Here is a 16,787-nt window from a genome sequence, read left to right on the forward strand (position 1 = left end):
AAATTGTATTAATGAGTATTACCGGAGAAGATAAACCCGGGGTAACCTCATCGCTCACTGAAATTTTAAGTAAACACAATGCAACGATTCTCGATATTGGTCAGGCAAACATCCATCAATCCTTATCTTTAGGCATTTTGTTTCGTTTAGATCCTGTTATGCAAGGCAATATTTTGAAAGACTTGCTTTTTAAATCTTACGAACTTGGTGTACAAGCCAAATTTACACCCATCGAAAGAGAAGATTATGATCAATGGGTTTCTAGACAAGGCAAAGAAAGCTACGTGATTACGGTTCTTGGTCAAAAAATAGAAGCCAACCAATTGGCTCATGTCACGAAAGTGATTGCAGAGCAAGGTCTCAACATTGACACCATTAAAAGATTGACAGGAAGAATTCCACTGGATTCTGAAGACGATAGTCAAAATAGGTCTTGTATAGAATTTTCGGTGCGTGGAACTCCACAAAATGTGAATTTAATTCACGAAAAATTTGTGACTTTAAGTGGCGCATTAGACATTGATATTTCATTTCAAAAAGATAATATTTACCGCAGAAACAGACGTTTAATCTGTTTCGATATGGATTCTACTTTAATCAAAACAGAAGTTATCGATGAATTAGCAGAAAGAGCTGGAGCTGGTGAAGAAGTAAGAGCCATCACTGAAGCAGCGATGCGCGGCGAAATAGATTTTAGCGAAAGTTTTAAAAAACGTGTTTCTCTTTTGGAAGGTTTAGACGAATCTGTATTGCAAGAAATTGCAGAAAATCTTCCGATTATGGATGGTGCAGACCGACTGATGCATATTTTAAAGAAATGTGGTTATAAAATTGCCATTCTATCGGGTGGATTTACCTTTTTCGGGAAATATCTTAAAAAACGTTTTGGGGTAGATTATTTATATGCCAACGAACTCGAAATAAAAGATGGAAAGCTTACTGGGAAACATTTGGGAGACATCGTAGATGGAAACAGAAAAGCAGAACTTTTGAAATTTTTGGCTCAAGTAGAAAATATAGAATTGGATCAAGTAATTGCTGTAGGAGACGGCGCCAATGATTTACCGATGCTGAACATTGCAGGATTAGGAATTGCTTTTCATGCCAAACCAAAGGTTAAAGAAAATGCCAGACAATCTATCTCATCAATAGGTTTAGACGGGGTTTTATACTTTTTAGGATTTAGAGACAAACACATCAACGAAGATTTTTAGAATCTTCATCAAATTAGAACCAATTTTTAGCCATTAAGATTTATAAAAATTTAGAATCAATTATCTCGCTGATTAGACGGATTTAGCAGATTTAGATATTCAAAGAATATCGGCTTAATCTGCAAAATCTGCGAGAAATACAATATAAAAAACATTTTTAAATTGAATATTTCAGAGTTTACAAAATTTAAAAAAATAAAATCTAGATAGGCTCTTAAATTCAATATTATAAATTAAAAAAATATTTATGGAAGAAAAAAAGACTCCAAAATGGAAAACCCTTCTTAAAAAATACGGTTGGCTCGGCATTTTATTTTTCTCAGTCAAAGGAACGCTTTCTTTGATTGCTATTATTTGGGGAGCCAATGCTTTGAAAGGCTGCATGTAACTATTTCCAATTTTCTTTTTTAATCCAAAATTCTACATTTTGTTTGGTAGGTTCGCCATGATAGGCTACCATTACTTCGCCTTTGAATTCGGCTCCTAATTTTTCCATGGCTTTTCTTGAACGCCAATTTTCTGCGCCTACATGAAACTTCACCAAATCTACATATTGGAAAATATAGTCTAACATCATTTTTTTAACAATAGGATTCAACTGACCTCCCCAAAATTTTCTGCCGTAAAAAGTATAGCCTATGAAAATAGAGTTTTCATCTTCGTCATAACTGTAAAATCTGGTGCTTCCCGCCACTTCATTGCTTACTTTATCGATGATGATAAAAGCGCCTTCGGAAATCATGGCTCCATCAAAAAAATTTCTAAAAATATCTCTTTGAAAACGGTTTTTATTCGGGTGTTGTTCCCAAACCAAAGGGTCTGAAGCTACTTGATACAATCTTTCGAAATCTGATTCCTGAAGAGGAATCAATCTTACTTTATTCGTTTCTAAAATGGGTTGTATGCTGAAATCCATGACTTTATTTTTAACAAATGTAATAAAAAAGGCCCCACTTGTAAAATACAAATGAAGCCTAAAAACACAAATGAAAAAAAATTTAGTTACAACAAGTGTCTTTTTCGTCTTTTAAGCCCAATTTTTCTAAAATGGTACTTAATAAACACCAGTTGGTAAAAGCGTTTTGAAACAAATTAGCACCTACGAAACCTGTTAACCAAAACCAATTTTGGTGTACAAAAATTCCCAGTAACAAACTTGTTAATATCATGGTTCCTGCGAACCCGTGGATTACTCTTGTCTTCATATTTTTATTGTTATATTGATTTTTCTATATTCATTGTAGCCACATGGATTTTAGAAAGGGATTTTTGTTTTCCATTGAAAAACTCCACTTTTCTATACACTTCTTCATTAAAATTCTCATCGATAAAAACGGCAAATAATACAGAATCTATCTCGGTGTGTGAAGCTCCGAACCAGTTTTCTGAACTGCCATCGCTTTCATTTTTGTAACCTTTTACATAATGGTATGAAAAAGATTTTACTCCAGAATGATTGAGAATATCTTTTACATTTTTCTCAAATTCTCTAATCGCTGTAATCATTAAAAGTTTCATATTGAATACATTTTTTTATAGGTTATCATCTGAAGAAATCTCACCATACTCACTTCTTTCATCTGCGTGTATTTTCTCCCATTTTTTCTTTTCTGTCATGTAATAAATCAACGGAATTACGATTAGCGTCAACAATGTAGAAACGATTGCTCCAAAAACTAATGAAATGGCTAATCCTTGGAAAATAGGGTCGAATAAGATGATTACCGCTCCTATAACCACCGCTCCTGTTGTTAATAAAATTGGTGTAGTTCTTACCGCTCCTGCTTCTATAATCGCCTGTTTCATCGGAATTCCTTCATTGAGTCTGATTTCTATAAAGTCAATGAGCAATACTGAGTTTCTTACCATGACTCCCGCTAAAGCAATCATCCCGATGAATGAAGTTGCGGTGAAGAACGCTCCTAATAACCAGTGTCCCAAGACAATTCCTATTAACGACAATGGAATCGCAACCATCATGACCATTGGTGTTTTAAAGTTTTGGAACCAACCTACAATCAGCATGTAAATAATGATAATTACCACTGCAAAAGCTGCTCCTAAATCTCGGAATACTTCTAACGTAATTTGCCATTCTCCGTCCCATTTCACGGTATAATCATCTTCATTGCTTGGTTGATTCATGTACAGTTCATTAATAGAATATCCTTTTGGAAGTTGCATTTTTTTCAATTTTTCTTCCATTCCTAGAATTGCGTACGCTGGACTTTCTAAACCTCCTGCCATATCTGCCAATACATACACTACCCTTTTTTGGTCTTTTCTGTAAATGGTTTTCTGTAATTCTTCGCGCTGAACTTTCACCAAATCACTTACAGGAACCATATTCCCCATTTGTCCTTTAATTTTTACATCAGTAATGTCTGTAATTGATGTTTTATCCGCATCATTCAATTTCATTACGATATCTACCGCATCGTTCGATTTCTCATCATACAGATTTCCAATCGGATGTTCACCCATCAAATACGTGATATTTCCTACAATTTGCGCTGGAGCAACACCGTTCAACATTGCTTTTTCTTTATCAGCAACCAATTTGAACTCTGTTTGTGGCGCTTCAACCATCCAATCTACATCTACCACATCATCTGTATTGTTCAGAATATTTTGAACCTGATTGGCTACTTTAATTTGCTCATCGTAATCAGGACCATAAATTTCTGCCACAATGGTTGATAAAACTGGCGGACCAGGTGGTACTTCTACAATTTTTACATTGGCATTGTATTTTTTTGCAATTTTCTGAATTTCTGGACGAATGTTTTTTGCTACATCGTGACTTTGATTATTTCTGTCTTCTTTGTGCAATAAATTCACTTGAATATCAGCGGTATTGCTTTGTCCACGCATATCATAATGACGAACCAAACCATTGAAAGTAATCGGTGCAGAAGACCCGACGTAAGACTGATAATTTACCACTTCTGGAACTGTTTTCAGGTACTGCGCAATTTCTTGAGAAACTGATGCCGTTCTTTCCAAAGTCGTTCCTTCTGGCATATCAATCACCACTTGGATTTCATTTTTATTGTCAAAAGGAAGCATTTTTACTGCCACCCATTTTGTAGCGAAAGCCAACATAGAAATCAATAGCAACACTACGGTAATTCCCATCATCGTCCAACGTTTTTTGCCGCTGTCTAAGAATGGTTGTTCTATTTTTTTGTAAATTTTATAGATTTTGCTGGTTTCCATTCCCTGTTCTTCCTTGTGTTCTTCGTTATCTTTTACTTTCAATAAATGATAACCCAGATAAGGGGTAACCGTTAACGCTACGAATAATGAAAGCATCATCGCAATAGAAGCACCAATTGGCATTGGAGACATATAAGGTCCCATCATTCCGCTTACGAAAGCCATCGGTAAAATGGCAGCAATTACGGTGAACGTTGCCAAAATCGTAGGGTTTCCAACTTCATTTATGGCATAAATCGCAGCTTGTTTGAATGGCAATTTCTTCATGTGGAAGTGACGGTGCATGTTTTCAGCAATAATAATACTGTCGTCTACCACAATTCCCACCACAAAAACCAATGCGAAAAGCGTGATTCTGTTCAGCGTATAACCCAACATATAGTAACTGAAAAGCGTCAATGCAAAGGTTAAAGGAACTGAGAAGAAAACGACTAATCCGCCTCTCCAACCCATTGCCAACATAACCAGAACAGTAACTGCTAAAATCGCAACTCCAAGGTGCATCAATAATTCTGAAACTTTATGAGAAGCGGTTTCTCCGTAATTTCTGGTGACTTCTACATGAACATCATTCGGAATTAACGTTTTCTTTAAATCTTCTACTTTATCCAAAATTTGTTCAGAAATTTTCATGGCATCTGCTCCTTTCACTTTAGAAACAGAAAGCGTAACGGCAGGATATTCTGACTTGAATTTTTTACCATTTTCAACTGCATTTCCATAACCGAAACTCACATAATTCGCTGGAGATTGCGCTCCATCTTCTACTTTTGCAATTTGTTTCAGGTAAACCGGCATATTTTGCGAAGTTCCCACCACCAAATTTTCTACATCTTCGGCGGAACTTAAAAATTGCCCTGTTGTTAAAAGATATTGCGTATCATTAGAATCGAAACTTCCTGATTGAGAGCTTCCGTTATTGGCTTGAATCATTTGCATCACGTTTAATGCGTCAATGCTTAATTCCGCCATTTTATCTTTGTCTAACTCTACTTTTAATTGGCGGTTTCTTCCTCCAATCACTTTGGTTAAAGAAACGTCTTTAATTTTTTTGATTTCCGAAGACAATTCTTCTGTCATCTGACGAAGTTCGTAATCGTTGTATTTTTCACTCCAAAGTGTTAAACCTAGCATCGGAACATCGTCAATAGAACGTGTTTTCACCATCGGTTCATAAACGCCTTTCGGAAAAATATTTTTATTTTTCATGAGTTCGTCATACAATTTAACGTAAGAACGCTCTGTATCTTCGCCTACGTAAAACTGAACGATAATCATGGCTTGTCCGTTCATTGCCATAGAATGAACGTGCTCTACTCCTTTTATATTTGAGATGATTTTTTCTAATGGTTTCACCACTCTGCTTTCTACCTCTTTAGGTGAAGCACCAGGATAACCTACCATTACGTCTGCCATCGGAACGATAATTTGTGGCTCTTCTTCTCTTGGTATTAATGTGGAACTGTACACCCCAATAATCATCAATGCAATCATCAACAAAATCGTTAATTTTGAATTGATAAAAAACTCGGCGATGCGTCCTGCAAATCCTTTTTCCATACTATTCTCTATTTGTTACGGGTTTCGGGTTACGGGTTTCGAGTAAAAAACTCATATCTCGTATCTCGGAACTCATATTATTTTAAAGTAACTTTTGCACCGTTATACAATTTTCCTTGTGCTGAAATGATATATTGGTCATTTGCATTAAGACCTGATAAAATTTCTACTTGATCACCGAAAGTTTTACCCACTTTTACCCATCTTAGAACTGCGGTATTTTGTGAACTCACGGTGTACACTCCTGTTAATTGTCCGTTTTCTACAAATGCAGATTTAGGAATCATTACGCCATCCTGAAAATCTTGGTTTACATTTCCAGAATTTTTGAAAGGAAACTGAACATTCACAAACATCCCTGGTAATAAATCTTTAGAAGCAGGAACATTGACTTTCACTAAGTATTGTCCACCTGTATTTGTTGAAGATTTGCTGATTTCTGAAACCGTACCCGAAACTTCCTTATTGGTAGATTTTAAAGTTACTTTTACGGGCATTCCAGATTTTAAAAGGGTAATATTCTGTTCAGAAACTAAAACCTGGGCTTGTAAAGCTCCTGGAGATTCTATGGTTAACAAAGGCATTCCTGGACTTGCCATATCCCCTTGACTGGCATATTTCGCAGTAACCGTACCAGAAATAGGTGCCGTAACGTTGGTATATCTGTACTGAGCGTTTACTTCGTTTTTCATTTGCTGCGCTGCTTGTAAACCTGCTTGAGCCATTTCGTAGCGCGCTCTCATATCATCTAATTCTTTTTGAGAAGCAGACTGATTTTTGTATAAATTTTGAAATCTTTCAAAATCTTTTTTCGCGATATTGTAGTTGGCTTGTGCTTGCGCTATTCCAGCAGAAGCTTGTCCGCCTTTTGCCTGAATATCTGTACTGTTGATGCTTACTAAAAGTTGACCCGCATTCACATATTGCCCTACTTCTGCGCGCATTGCAGTAATGTACCCCATCATTCTGGTAGAAACATTTACCGAATTTTTAGCGACTAATTTTCCACTTGCTGTAGCATTAGAACCTACTGCGTTGGTGGCAGATTTATTTACGATAACCGCGATTGGTTTGTCATTCAATTCTGCAGATTTTTTTTCGTCTGAAGAACAACTTGCAAGGAATACGCTTCCTAAAAATAATGCTGAATAAATATATTTTTTCATAATGATTTATTTAAATTTAAAACACAGAGAAGCAGTGAACACACAGCGTTCACAGAGATTTTAATTTTTTAAAAATTTATAGTATTCTAAAGCGACATTGTATTCAAAAATAGCTTGTTGATATTCCAAATCTTTTTGAGACATGGTGGTTTCACTCATTAATAAGTCTGAAGATTTCTCTAAACCTTGGTCGTATCTGTTTTTACGAATTCTATACGCTTCTTTGCTTTGTTCCAGCGCTAGTTTAGAAAGGTTTACCTTGTTTTCTGCATCTTGAACTTGGCGATTTGCTTTATTGAGTTCTAACTGACTTTGTTTATTGTATTGAGTGATTTCGGTTTGTGCTTTGGTGAGTTCTGCTTTGTATTTTTCCTGTTCAGATTTTGCTTTTAATCCATCAAAAACATTCCAAGACAACTGAACTCCCGCCAAATAACCATTGGCACCAAACTGTGCGAATTTATTATCATACAATTCAAAACTTCCGAAAGCATTTAATCTTGGCAAAAACTTGGCTTTGGTTGATTTAATCAGATAATCATATGCTTCTAGAGATTTTTGATACGCCTGTAAATCTTTTCTTTCCACATTTAGTGTAGCCGTATTTTCTAAAATCTGGTTTTGAAATTCTAATTTTTCACTAGGCTTAAAAACCTTATTGAAAGACTCTTCGTCTAATAAGAAATAAAGGTAATCCGAAGCATTTTTTATGTTAGATTTTGCATAAGCGATTTGATTTTCAATTTCTTTTACGCGAACGTCTATGTACAACACTTCCGTTTTCTGAATCATTCCGTTTTTGAAATAATTGTCGATTACTTTTTTGTTAGCGAGCGTTGTAGTTTTAGCATTTTCAAGTGTTTCAAGCATTCTGTAGGCTAATTGCAGTTGCATGTATGCTTTTTTGAACTCAAACTGAATGTATTCTTTGGTTCTTTCTGCTTTAATTTTTAAAACTTCAGATTTTACTTGTCCTGCTTTTTTAAGATACACTGCATCCATATTGATGATGGGTTGTTGCACCTCAATTTTAGTAGCGAAATTAGAAATTGCGTCTGGAGCATTTAATTTAGCTGGGTCAAAATCCATTTGCGTGATACGCTCTTGATTCAATTTAGAACCGAAAGCATACAAAGGATTATTGGTATTCGAAAAGGTGTAAGAAGCATTTACGTTGGGTAAATACATTGCTCTCGTTCCCAATAGTTCTGCTTGTGCTAATTTGGCTTCGTCATTAGCCAATTTCACTTGAAGATTTTGGTCTACCATTCTTTGTTCTAATTCTGCTCTAGAAATTCTGATGGTATCTTGAGAGAAACCTTTCAGAACGAGCGAAAAAACAAAAACTACCGTTAAAAATTTTCTCATTCTATTTAAATTTTTCTTTTTTGTCATTTATTTTAATTATTGAAATCGAGAATTTTGATACACGTTCTCTATTTCTTTGGCAAAAATATAGGTGAGAAAAATCTTGTGCAGTAACTTATGTTACATTCAGAAAATTCTTTTGTTAGAAAGAAAAAAACGCCAGAAAAATTCTGACGTTTCAAAAGGTAATTTTCGATATTTCAATTTAAACATTCTCCAGTTATAGAAAGGGAATGGGAAATTATTTCTGGTGGATTTCCAAGAAGAGGTAAATTATTTTGTTGCCATTTCACCAAACCACCTTCTAAATAGTAAATCTGGTTAAAGTCTCTGTCTTCCAAATATTTGGCAACACTTTTACTTCTGACACTGTTGTTACAAACCAAAACGATTTTTTTATCTGCATCAAAATTTGTCAATTGTTCTTCTATCTCGCTGAAAGGAATATTTTCTACGATAGGAAGATTTATTTTATACAATTCAAATTCATAGCGTTCTCTAACGTCTACCAACTGAATGGTATCGTTTATCATCGTTTGAAAGGTATTCGGACAAATGCTTTTCATAGAAATTCTCAATTTATTGGGTTAAAAAAGACTCTGTTTATCTTTATTGAATGCAAAATTGAATTTTTCTGAAAAACCGCTTTGTAACCAATGTTACAAACATCAAGAGAATTGATAATATCTATTTAAAGATAAAATTTTAATAGAAATTATGCTAAAACAAAATAGCGCCTTCTAATTCTAGGAGTTTTTGTTTTCGCCAAATTCCACCGCCATAACCTATAAGATTTCCATCACTGCCAATCACTCTGTGACAAGGAACCAAGATGGAAATTTTATTCATTCCATTGGCATTTGCCACTGCTCTCACTTTTTTGCTATCTCCCAAAATTTCAGATTGTTTCGCATAGCTCCAAGTTTCACCAAAAGGAATTTTCATCAAGATTTCCCAAACTGATTTCTGAAAATCTGAACCCACAAAATGTAGCGGAACGGTAAATTCTTTTCTTTTTCCTTCAAAATATTCGGTAAGTTGTTCTTCTAAAATTTTAAAATGAGAGTTTTCTCCTTGAATAATATTGGCATTTAAGGATTTAGAGAGGTGTTTCAGTTCGGTTTCCAGCATTTTTCTGTCTGTAAATTCTAGCATACAAATTCCTTCATCCGTTGCAGCAGCATACATGGTTCCGAGTGGTGTTTCGATGCGTTTTAAATCAATTACTTTCTGATTTTTAGAATTTTTAGGAGACACTCCGAAAACATTATTAAAACTTTCGGTAAAACCGCTTAAACTTTCGTAGCCACTTTCTAGAGCGGTTTCCGTTACGGTTTCTCCTTGTTGAATTTTCTTAAATGCAGAATTAATTCTGAACATTCTTTGATACGCCTGAAACGTAATTCCGTGATTTTTCAGAAACCAACGTCTCATGGTTGCAGGTTCTATTCCGCGTTTTACCAAGTCGTAATCTTTGAACTTCAAAGAAGGATTTTCTGCTAATTCTGTGATGATTTCCTGAATATATTTCGGAGTTTCATTCAGTTTTTCTAATGGTTTACAAACCTTACAAGGGCGATATCCTTTCAGAATCGCATCTTTAGTATTGCTGAAAAATTCTACATTTTCGGGTTTTGGTTTTCGGGCGGTACAAGTTGGTCTACAGAAAATTCCCGTAGTTTTTACGCCCATCCAAAAAACGCCTTCGAAACTTGCATCTTTATTGAAAGAAGCATTATACATGATATCGTTAGGTAAGTTCATAAATGATGATTGATATATGATGATTGAAAAAAGATATGATAAACTTTGTCAAAGATTTTAAAACTTTGACAAAGTAATGCAAATGTAAATTTTTAGGAATGGATAATACAACCGAAAAATGAACAAGTATTTTTGATTTTAGATTTTAGATGTGAGATTTTAGATGTGAGATGTTGGATGGGACTCTTCGACTACCGCTCAGAGTGACAATTATTTAAAATTCTGTTGTTTTTGCGCGAGGGCGAAGTGTATTGTTGGAGCTCTTTTTAATTTTTTAGAAAAAAATTAAAAAAGCGACTACACGAAGACCGAACTTTTTTCGGCGGATGAAAAAACGCTTTTAGAAAAATTTCTAAAAGCGTTTTTAGCGTTGGCAAAAAAAGGACGCGCCCAAAAATTACTTTTTCGGTTCGTTTTTCTTTTTGATATCGCTTTCTATTTTTTTAATGGCTTTTAAATTATCAATAATCTGTAGCGTTTCTTCTACATTCAGAATTTCTACCGGAACATCTGCTCTGGTTTTGTCCCACTCGAAAACTAAATTTAATTTTTCGTCTGTAATATCTTCGAAATTAATGGTAAAACGTTCCATTTTTTCGTTCATCATTTTTACAGGAACGATAGTGGTTGCTACATCTTCTTTTGCATCATAGGTATAAGCCCCCCAATTGTTAACCCCTCTGTTTAAAATGATTTTCCATTCTTTTTCTTGAGGAACTACATACAAAGCGTAGGTTCCTTTTTTCACTTTTTGACCGCCAAAAAGCACTTCTTGACCAAAAGTAATTCTGGTGGCTTCATTGGCTCCAGCTCTCCATACTTGACCGAAAGGAACCAATTCTCCGAAGATTTTTCTTCCTTTTACCGCTGGTCTACCATATTCTATAGAAATTTTGGTCACCGAAAATTGCTGTTCTACGGTTTGTCTTGGACTAACTGCTGGAATGTTATATTGCTGAGCAAAAGCGTGTACACTTACTGCCAATGCTAAAGAAAATATCAGTTTTTTCATATTTTTTATTTTTAATTTTTGATAAAGATAAAAAAAATAGTTAATGATAAAATAGAATATAAAAAAAATCCTTTAAGGTTTTGAAACCTTAAAGGATTGCTATTTCTAGAGAAAATTTTTACATTTTTTCCATTTTGAAAGTCATGCTTTCGATAACTTTGAGCATTGCTTCTACAGTATCCATACTGGTAAGACAAGGAACGCCATTTTCTACCGAAGTTCTACGGATTAAGAACCCGTCATTCATCGATTGTTTTCCTTTAGTAGTGGTATTCACTACATATTGTACTTTTCCTTTTTGGATTAAACTGATTAAGTTCTCTGTTTCTTCTTCTATTTTATACCCAATTTTGGTTGGGATATTGAGTTCGTTAAAATATCTAGAAGTTCCTCTGGTTGCCCAAATTTTGAAACCTATATCGTAGAATCTTTTCGCTAATCTTGCTGCTTCTGGCTTATTCACATCATCTATGGTAAATAAGATAGAACCGTGTAAAGGAACTTTTCTACCTGCACCGATTAAACCTTTGTACAAGGCTTTTTCTAGCGTAGAATCTTTGCCCATTACTTCTCCTGTAGATTTCATTTCTGGTCCCAGTGTTACATCTACTCTTGTCAATTTACTGAACGAGAATACTGGTACTTTTACAAAAATTCCTTCTTTATTTGGAACCAATCCATCTTTGTAACCTAAATCTTTCAGATTTGCTCCGAGAATTGCTTTGGTCGCTAAATTCGCCATTGGAACTTCTGTAATTTTTGACAAGAAAGGAACGGTTCTCGATGAACGCGGATTTACCTCAATCACGTAGACATTTCCATCAGAAATTACATACTGAATATTCATTAAACCTACTACTTTCAACCCTTTTGCTAAACGTTTGGTATAATCTTCTAGTGTTGCAATCTGGTCTGGAGTAAGCGTTTGTGGAGGATATACTGCAATAGAATCTCCTGAGTGAACTCCCGCTCTTTCGATGTGTTCCATAATTCCTGGAATTACGGTAGTTTCGCCATCACAAATCGCGTCTACTTCTACTTCTTTTCCGGTAAGATAACGGTCTACTAAAACTGGGTGTTCTGGACTTGCATCTACCGCATGTTCCATGTAATGGTCTAGTTCTGCATCGTTGTATACGATTTCCATGGCTCTTCCTCCCAGAACGTAACTTGGTCTCACTAAAACTGGGAATCCAATTTCATTGGCAATTTTAATTGCTTCTTCTTTAGAGAAACACGTTTTACCAAGAGGTTGTGGAATGCCTAATTCCTGCAGTGCATGTTCGAATTTATCTCTGTTTTCGGCTCTGTCTAAATCTTCTAGAGAAGTTCCCAGAATTTCTACACCATGAGCTGCTAATTTATCAGCAAGGTTAATCGCGGTTTGTCCACCAAACTGTACAATCACTCCTTTTGGTTTTTCGAGTTCTATGATGTTCATTACATCTTCCTCTGTTAAAGGCTCGAAATATAGCTTATCCGAAATCGAGAAATCTGTAGAAACTGTTTCTGGATTGTTATTGATGATAATCGCTTCGTAACCCATTTGTTTGATTGCCCAAACTGAGTGAACGGTAGCGTAATCAAATTCTACCCCTTGACCAATTCTGATAGGACCAGAACCTAAAACGATGATTTTTTCTTTATCCGAAGGAATGCTCTCGTTTTCTTCTTCATACGTTCCGTAGAAATAAGGAGTAGCAGATTCAAATTCTGCGGCGCAAGTATCTACCATTTTGTAAACTGGCATTACTCCGTTTTCTTTTCTGAACTTGAAGATTTCTCTGTGGTCTGTTTCCCAAAGATGTGCGATATTAATATCTGAGAAGCCTAATCTTTTCGCTTCCAGTAATATTTCTTTGTTAAATTTATTTTCCGCAATGGTTTTTTCAAAATCAATCAGTTTTTTGAATTTCCAAACGAAGAATTTATCTATTTTACTCCATTCTACGATGGTTTCCCAATCATAACCTCTTCTTAAAGCTTCGCCGATGATGAATAATCTTTCGTCATCACACACTCTAATTCTGCGTTCGATATCTTCGTCTGTTAAGGCAAGTGCAGGTTTGGTTTTTAATCCTAAATGTTGCAATCCCGTTTCTAAAGAACGAATCGCTTTCATTAATGATTCTTCAAAACTTCTACCAATCGCCATTACTTCACCTGTAGCTTTCATTTGGGTAGAAAGTCTTCTGTCAGCTGTTTCGAATTTATCAAATGGGAATCTAGGAATTTTAGTTACCACATAATCCAGAGCAGGCTCGAAACAAGCATAAGTTTTTCCTGTAACTGGATTAAGCATTTCGTCTAAAGTTAGTCCTACTGCAATTTTAGCCGCTAATTTCGCAATTGGATAACCTGTTGCTTTACTTGCTAAAGCCGAACTTCTAGAAACTCTAGGATTTACTTCGATAATATAATAGTTGAAAGAATGAGGGTCTAAAGCCAACTGTACGTTACAACCTCCTTCTATTCCGAGAGCTCTAATAATTTTAAGTGAAGCATTTCTGAGCATCTGATATTCTCTGTCAGAAAGCGTTTGCGAAGGCGCAACTACGATAGAATCTCCAGTGTGAACACCTACTGGATCTATGTTTTCCATGTTACAAACCACGATAGCATTATCGTTTTTGTCACGCATTACTTCGTATTCTATTTCTTTAAACCCTGCAATTGATTTTTCAATTAAACATTGAGTCACTGGAGAATATTTCAGTCCAAGTTCTGCAATTTCTGTCAGTTGGTATTCATCATAAGCAATTCCACCGCCTGTTCCACCCATGGTAAAAGCAGGACGAACAATTACTGGATAACCAATTTTTTCTGCAAAAGCTAATGCGCCTTCTACTGTATTTACAATATCAGAATCTGGAACCGGCTCGTTTAATTCTCTCATTAATTCACGGAACAAATCTCTGTCTTCTGCTCTATTAATCGCAGAAAGTTTAGTTCCTAGAACTTCTACTCCACATTCTTCTAAAATTCCAGAATTTTGTAATTCTACTGCCATGTTCAATCCTGTTTGTCCACCCAAAGTTGGCAAAAGTGCATCTGGACGCTCTTTTCTAATGATATGACTTACAAATGGAAGAGAAATAGGCTCTATATATACTTTGTCTGCAATTTCTACATCGGTCATGATGGTTGCAGGATTAGAATTGATGAGGATTACTCTGTACCCTTCTTCTTTTAATGCAAGGCAAGCTTGAGTTCCTGCATAGTCAAATTCTGCAGCTTGCCCGATGATAATTGGGCCGCTTCCTATTACTAAAATGGTTTTAATATCTGTTCTTTTCATTTTTTCTTTTTACAAATTTTTAGTAATTAGTTCTTATTTTTAAACTCTTCCATCATTTCCACAAATTCATCAAAAAGATAATTGGCATCTTCTGGACCTGGACTTGCTTCTGGATGATATTGTACCGAAAAACATGGATATTTCTTATGACGAACTCCTTCGTTTGTTTTATCATTCAGAGCGATGTGTGTAACTTCTAAATCGGTATTTTCTAGAGATTCTTCGTCTATTGCATAACCGTGATTCTGAGAAGTAATCGCTACTTTACCAGTTTTTAAATCTAGAACAGGGTGATTTCCACCTCTGTGTCCGAATTTTAATTTATAGGTTTTTGCTCCACAAGCCAAACCAATTAACTGATGACCTAAACAAATTCCGAAGATTGGAACTTTACCCAGTAAACCATTGATTAATTCTGAAGCCCCTTTTACATCTTGTGGATCACCAGGACCGTTAGAAAGCATTACTCCATCTGGATTCATTAATAGAATCTCATCCGCAGTAGTATCTTGAGACACCACGATAATGTCGCAATCTCTCTGAGAAAGTTCTCTGATGATGCCTAATTTAGAACCAAAATCTACTAAAACCACTTTGAAACCTCTTCCTGGACTTGCATAAGGCGTTTTGGTAGAAACTTGCTCCACTTGATTGGTTGGGAAATTTTTAGATTTCAGTTCAGCAATTACTGCTGTTTCATCTGCATTTTCATCTACAATTTTCCCTTTTAAAACCCCGTGATTTCTGATAATTCTGGTCAGTTTTCTGGTATCAATCCCTGAAATTCCTGATAGCTTTTTTTTGGCAAAAAATTCATCTAAAGACAATTGACTTCTAAAATTAGAAGGAAAATCACACAATTCCCTCACGATTAAGCCTTTGATTGCGGGCTCAATACTTTCGAAATCATCTCTATTAATTCCGTAATTACCAATTAATGGATAAGTCATGGTTACAATTTGACCGCAATATGAAGGGTCTGAAATAAGTTCTTGATAACCAGTCATCCCGGTATTGAACACCACTTCTCCTTCAGTATCGGTATTTGCACCAAAACCTTGTCCGTGAAAAACTTCACCTGATTCTAAAATTAATTTCTTTTTCATTCCTTTTTAATAGATTTCCAGAGCAGTATTACTCTGACTTTTCACTTTTATCTGTATTAATTTATTCAAATTCAAAACCTCTTTCTTCTAAAACTTTTTTCAAGATCGCAATTCTTGCAAATACTCCATTTTGCATTTGTTTAAAGATTCTAGAACGTTCGCATTCTACCAAATCATTATCTATTTCTACCCCTCTGTTAATTGGAGCGGGATGCATGATGATGGCATTCGGTTTCATTTTTTGCTCACGCTCTTTGGTAAGACCATATTTTTTGAGATAATCTTGAGGCGTCAATTTCATTTTTTCATCATGTCTTTCGTGCTGAATTCTAAGCAACATGAGTACATCTACATCTGTAACCAGTGCATCTAAATCTCTATAGGTTCCGTTCATTAAACTTCCTTCATCAAACCATTCTCTTGGCCCGGAAAAATACACTTTTGCTCCTAATCTTCTTAATGTAGTGGCATTAGAATTAGCTACTCTACTGTGTTTGATATCTCCTACGATTCCCACTTTCAAATCTTTAAAATCACCAAATTCTTGTTTGATGGTTATTAAATCTAGTAACGCTTGACTTGGGTGATGCCCAATTCCGTCTCCAGCATTTACCACTCCCATTTTCACACCTTTCAATTCATCATAAAATCTGGTTTTTTGGTGCCTGATTACGGAAAGGTTTATCCCAATTGATTCCAGCGTTTTAATGGTATCTAAAAGACTTTCGCCTTTATTGATAGAACTTTTAGACTCATCAAAATGTACTACATTTAATCCTAATTTTTTCTCAGCCACCTCAAAACTTATTTTCGTTCTGGTACTGTCTTCAAAAAAAAGATTCGCTACAAAAATGTCTGATTTGGCCTTTACTGTTTTGCCGTTTGCGAATTCTAGCGCTTGATGTAATAGTTTTTCAACGCTTTCTAGTGACAATCTGGATAATTTAATCATGATACTATGGTTTTAAACAAAAAAAACGAAGCCCCAACAGCTTCGTTTTCAATAAATAAAAATATTTTGTCCGTCGGATTGAAGTCCGATATTTATGTTCAATAAAAAATTTATCGTTTTCATTGGTT

The 16,787-nt window shown here is 35.3% G+C and carries 14 protein-coding genes; 2 read left to right on the forward strand and 12 right to left on the reverse strand.

Going from position 1 to position 16,787, the window contains the following annotated elements:
- Positions 1-11 precede the first annotated feature (11 nt).
- Together serB and EB819_RS12740 are read left to right on the forward strand one after the other, a co-directional pair.
- On the forward strand, positions 12-1,214 hold the full coding sequence (gene serB, locus EB819_RS05980; protein WP_317126176.1) for a phosphoserine phosphatase SerB: 1,203 nt from the start codon (positions 12-14) through the stop codon (positions 1,212-1,214).
- Positions 1,215-1,461: 247 nt separating this feature from the next.
- Positions 1,462-1,602 (forward strand): hypothetical protein, encoded by a 141-nt coding sequence (locus tag EB819_RS12740; RefSeq protein WP_164467601.1) that lies wholly within the window; start codon positions 1,462-1,464, stop codon positions 1,600-1,602.
- On the opposite strand, the gene EB819_RS05985 is transcribed toward EB819_RS12740, so the two are convergent.
- The 12 genes from EB819_RS05985 to EB819_RS06040 form a co-directional block, all read right to left on the reverse strand.
- Positions 1,603-2,130 (reverse strand): GNAT family N-acetyltransferase, encoded by a 528-nt coding sequence (locus EB819_RS05985; RefSeq protein WP_069796526.1) that lies wholly within the window; start codon positions 2,128-2,130, stop codon positions 1,603-1,605.
- Positions 2,131-2,212: 82 nt separating this feature from the next.
- Entirely contained in the window at positions 2,213-2,419 is a 207-nt protein-coding gene (locus EB819_RS05990) for a YgaP family membrane protein (protein WP_069796528.1), read from the reverse strand.
- A gap of 10 nt (positions 2,420-2,429) precedes the next feature.
- On the reverse strand, positions 2,430-2,732 hold the full coding sequence (locus EB819_RS05995; RefSeq protein WP_069796530.1) for a hypothetical protein: 303 nt from the start codon (positions 2,730-2,732) through the stop codon (positions 2,430-2,432).
- Between the two features lie 15 nt (positions 2,733-2,747).
- Entirely contained in the window at positions 2,748-5,993 is a 3,246-nt protein-coding gene (locus EB819_RS06000) for an efflux RND transporter permease subunit (protein ID WP_069796532.1), read from the reverse strand.
- Positions 5,994-6,070: 77 nt separating this feature from the next.
- Positions 6,071-7,159 carry an efflux RND transporter periplasmic adaptor subunit gene (locus EB819_RS06005; RefSeq protein WP_069796534.1) on the reverse strand — a complete coding sequence of 363 codons (1,089 nt, stop codon included), beginning with the start codon at positions 7,157-7,159 and terminating at the stop codon, positions 6,071-6,073.
- 60 nt (positions 7,160-7,219) lie between these two features.
- Entirely contained in the window at positions 7,220-8,527 is a 1,308-nt protein-coding gene (locus EB819_RS06010) for a TolC family protein (protein WP_069796779.1), read from the reverse strand.
- 200 nt (positions 8,528-8,727) lie between these two features.
- The gene (locus EB819_RS06015) at positions 8,728-9,060 is read right to left on the reverse strand and encodes a rhodanese-like domain-containing protein (RefSeq protein WP_164467603.1); all 333 of its coding nucleotides are present in this window, start codon (positions 9,058-9,060) and stop codon (positions 8,728-8,730) included.
- A gap of 187 nt (positions 9,061-9,247) precedes the next feature.
- Positions 9,248-10,291 carry a bifunctional transcriptional activator/DNA repair enzyme AdaA gene (locus EB819_RS12950; RefSeq protein WP_069796538.1) on the reverse strand — a complete coding sequence of 348 codons (1,044 nt, stop codon included), beginning with the start codon at positions 10,289-10,291 and terminating at the stop codon, positions 9,248-9,250.
- A 397-nt stretch (positions 10,292-10,688) separates the two neighbouring features.
- Positions 10,689-11,303: a DUF2911 domain-containing protein gene (locus EB819_RS06025; RefSeq protein ID WP_069796540.1), complete on the reverse strand. Its 615-nt coding sequence runs from the start codon at positions 11,301-11,303 to the stop codon at positions 10,689-10,691.
- A gap of 118 nt (positions 11,304-11,421) precedes the next feature.
- Positions 11,422-14,601, reverse strand: coding sequence for a carbamoyl-phosphate synthase large subunit (gene carB, locus EB819_RS06030; RefSeq protein WP_069796542.1), 3,180 nt, complete (start codon positions 14,599-14,601; stop codon positions 11,422-11,424).
- A gap of 26 nt (positions 14,602-14,627) precedes the next feature.
- Complete coding sequence (locus EB819_RS06035) at positions 14,628-15,707, reverse strand: carbamoyl phosphate synthase small subunit (protein WP_069796544.1); 1,080 nt, start codon at positions 15,705-15,707, stop codon at positions 14,628-14,630.
- A gap of 61 nt (positions 15,708-15,768) precedes the next feature.
- Positions 15,769-16,659, reverse strand: a complete 891-nt coding sequence (locus tag EB819_RS06040) for an aspartate carbamoyltransferase catalytic subunit (protein WP_124878687.1) — start codon at positions 16,657-16,659, stop codon at positions 15,769-15,771.
- Positions 16,660-16,787 lie beyond the last annotated feature (128 nt).

Origin of the sequence: Cloacibacterium normanense, assembly GCF_003860565.1 — a bacterium.
Lineage (GTDB): Bacteria > Bacteroidota > Bacteroidia > Flavobacteriales > Weeksellaceae > Cloacibacterium > Cloacibacterium normanense.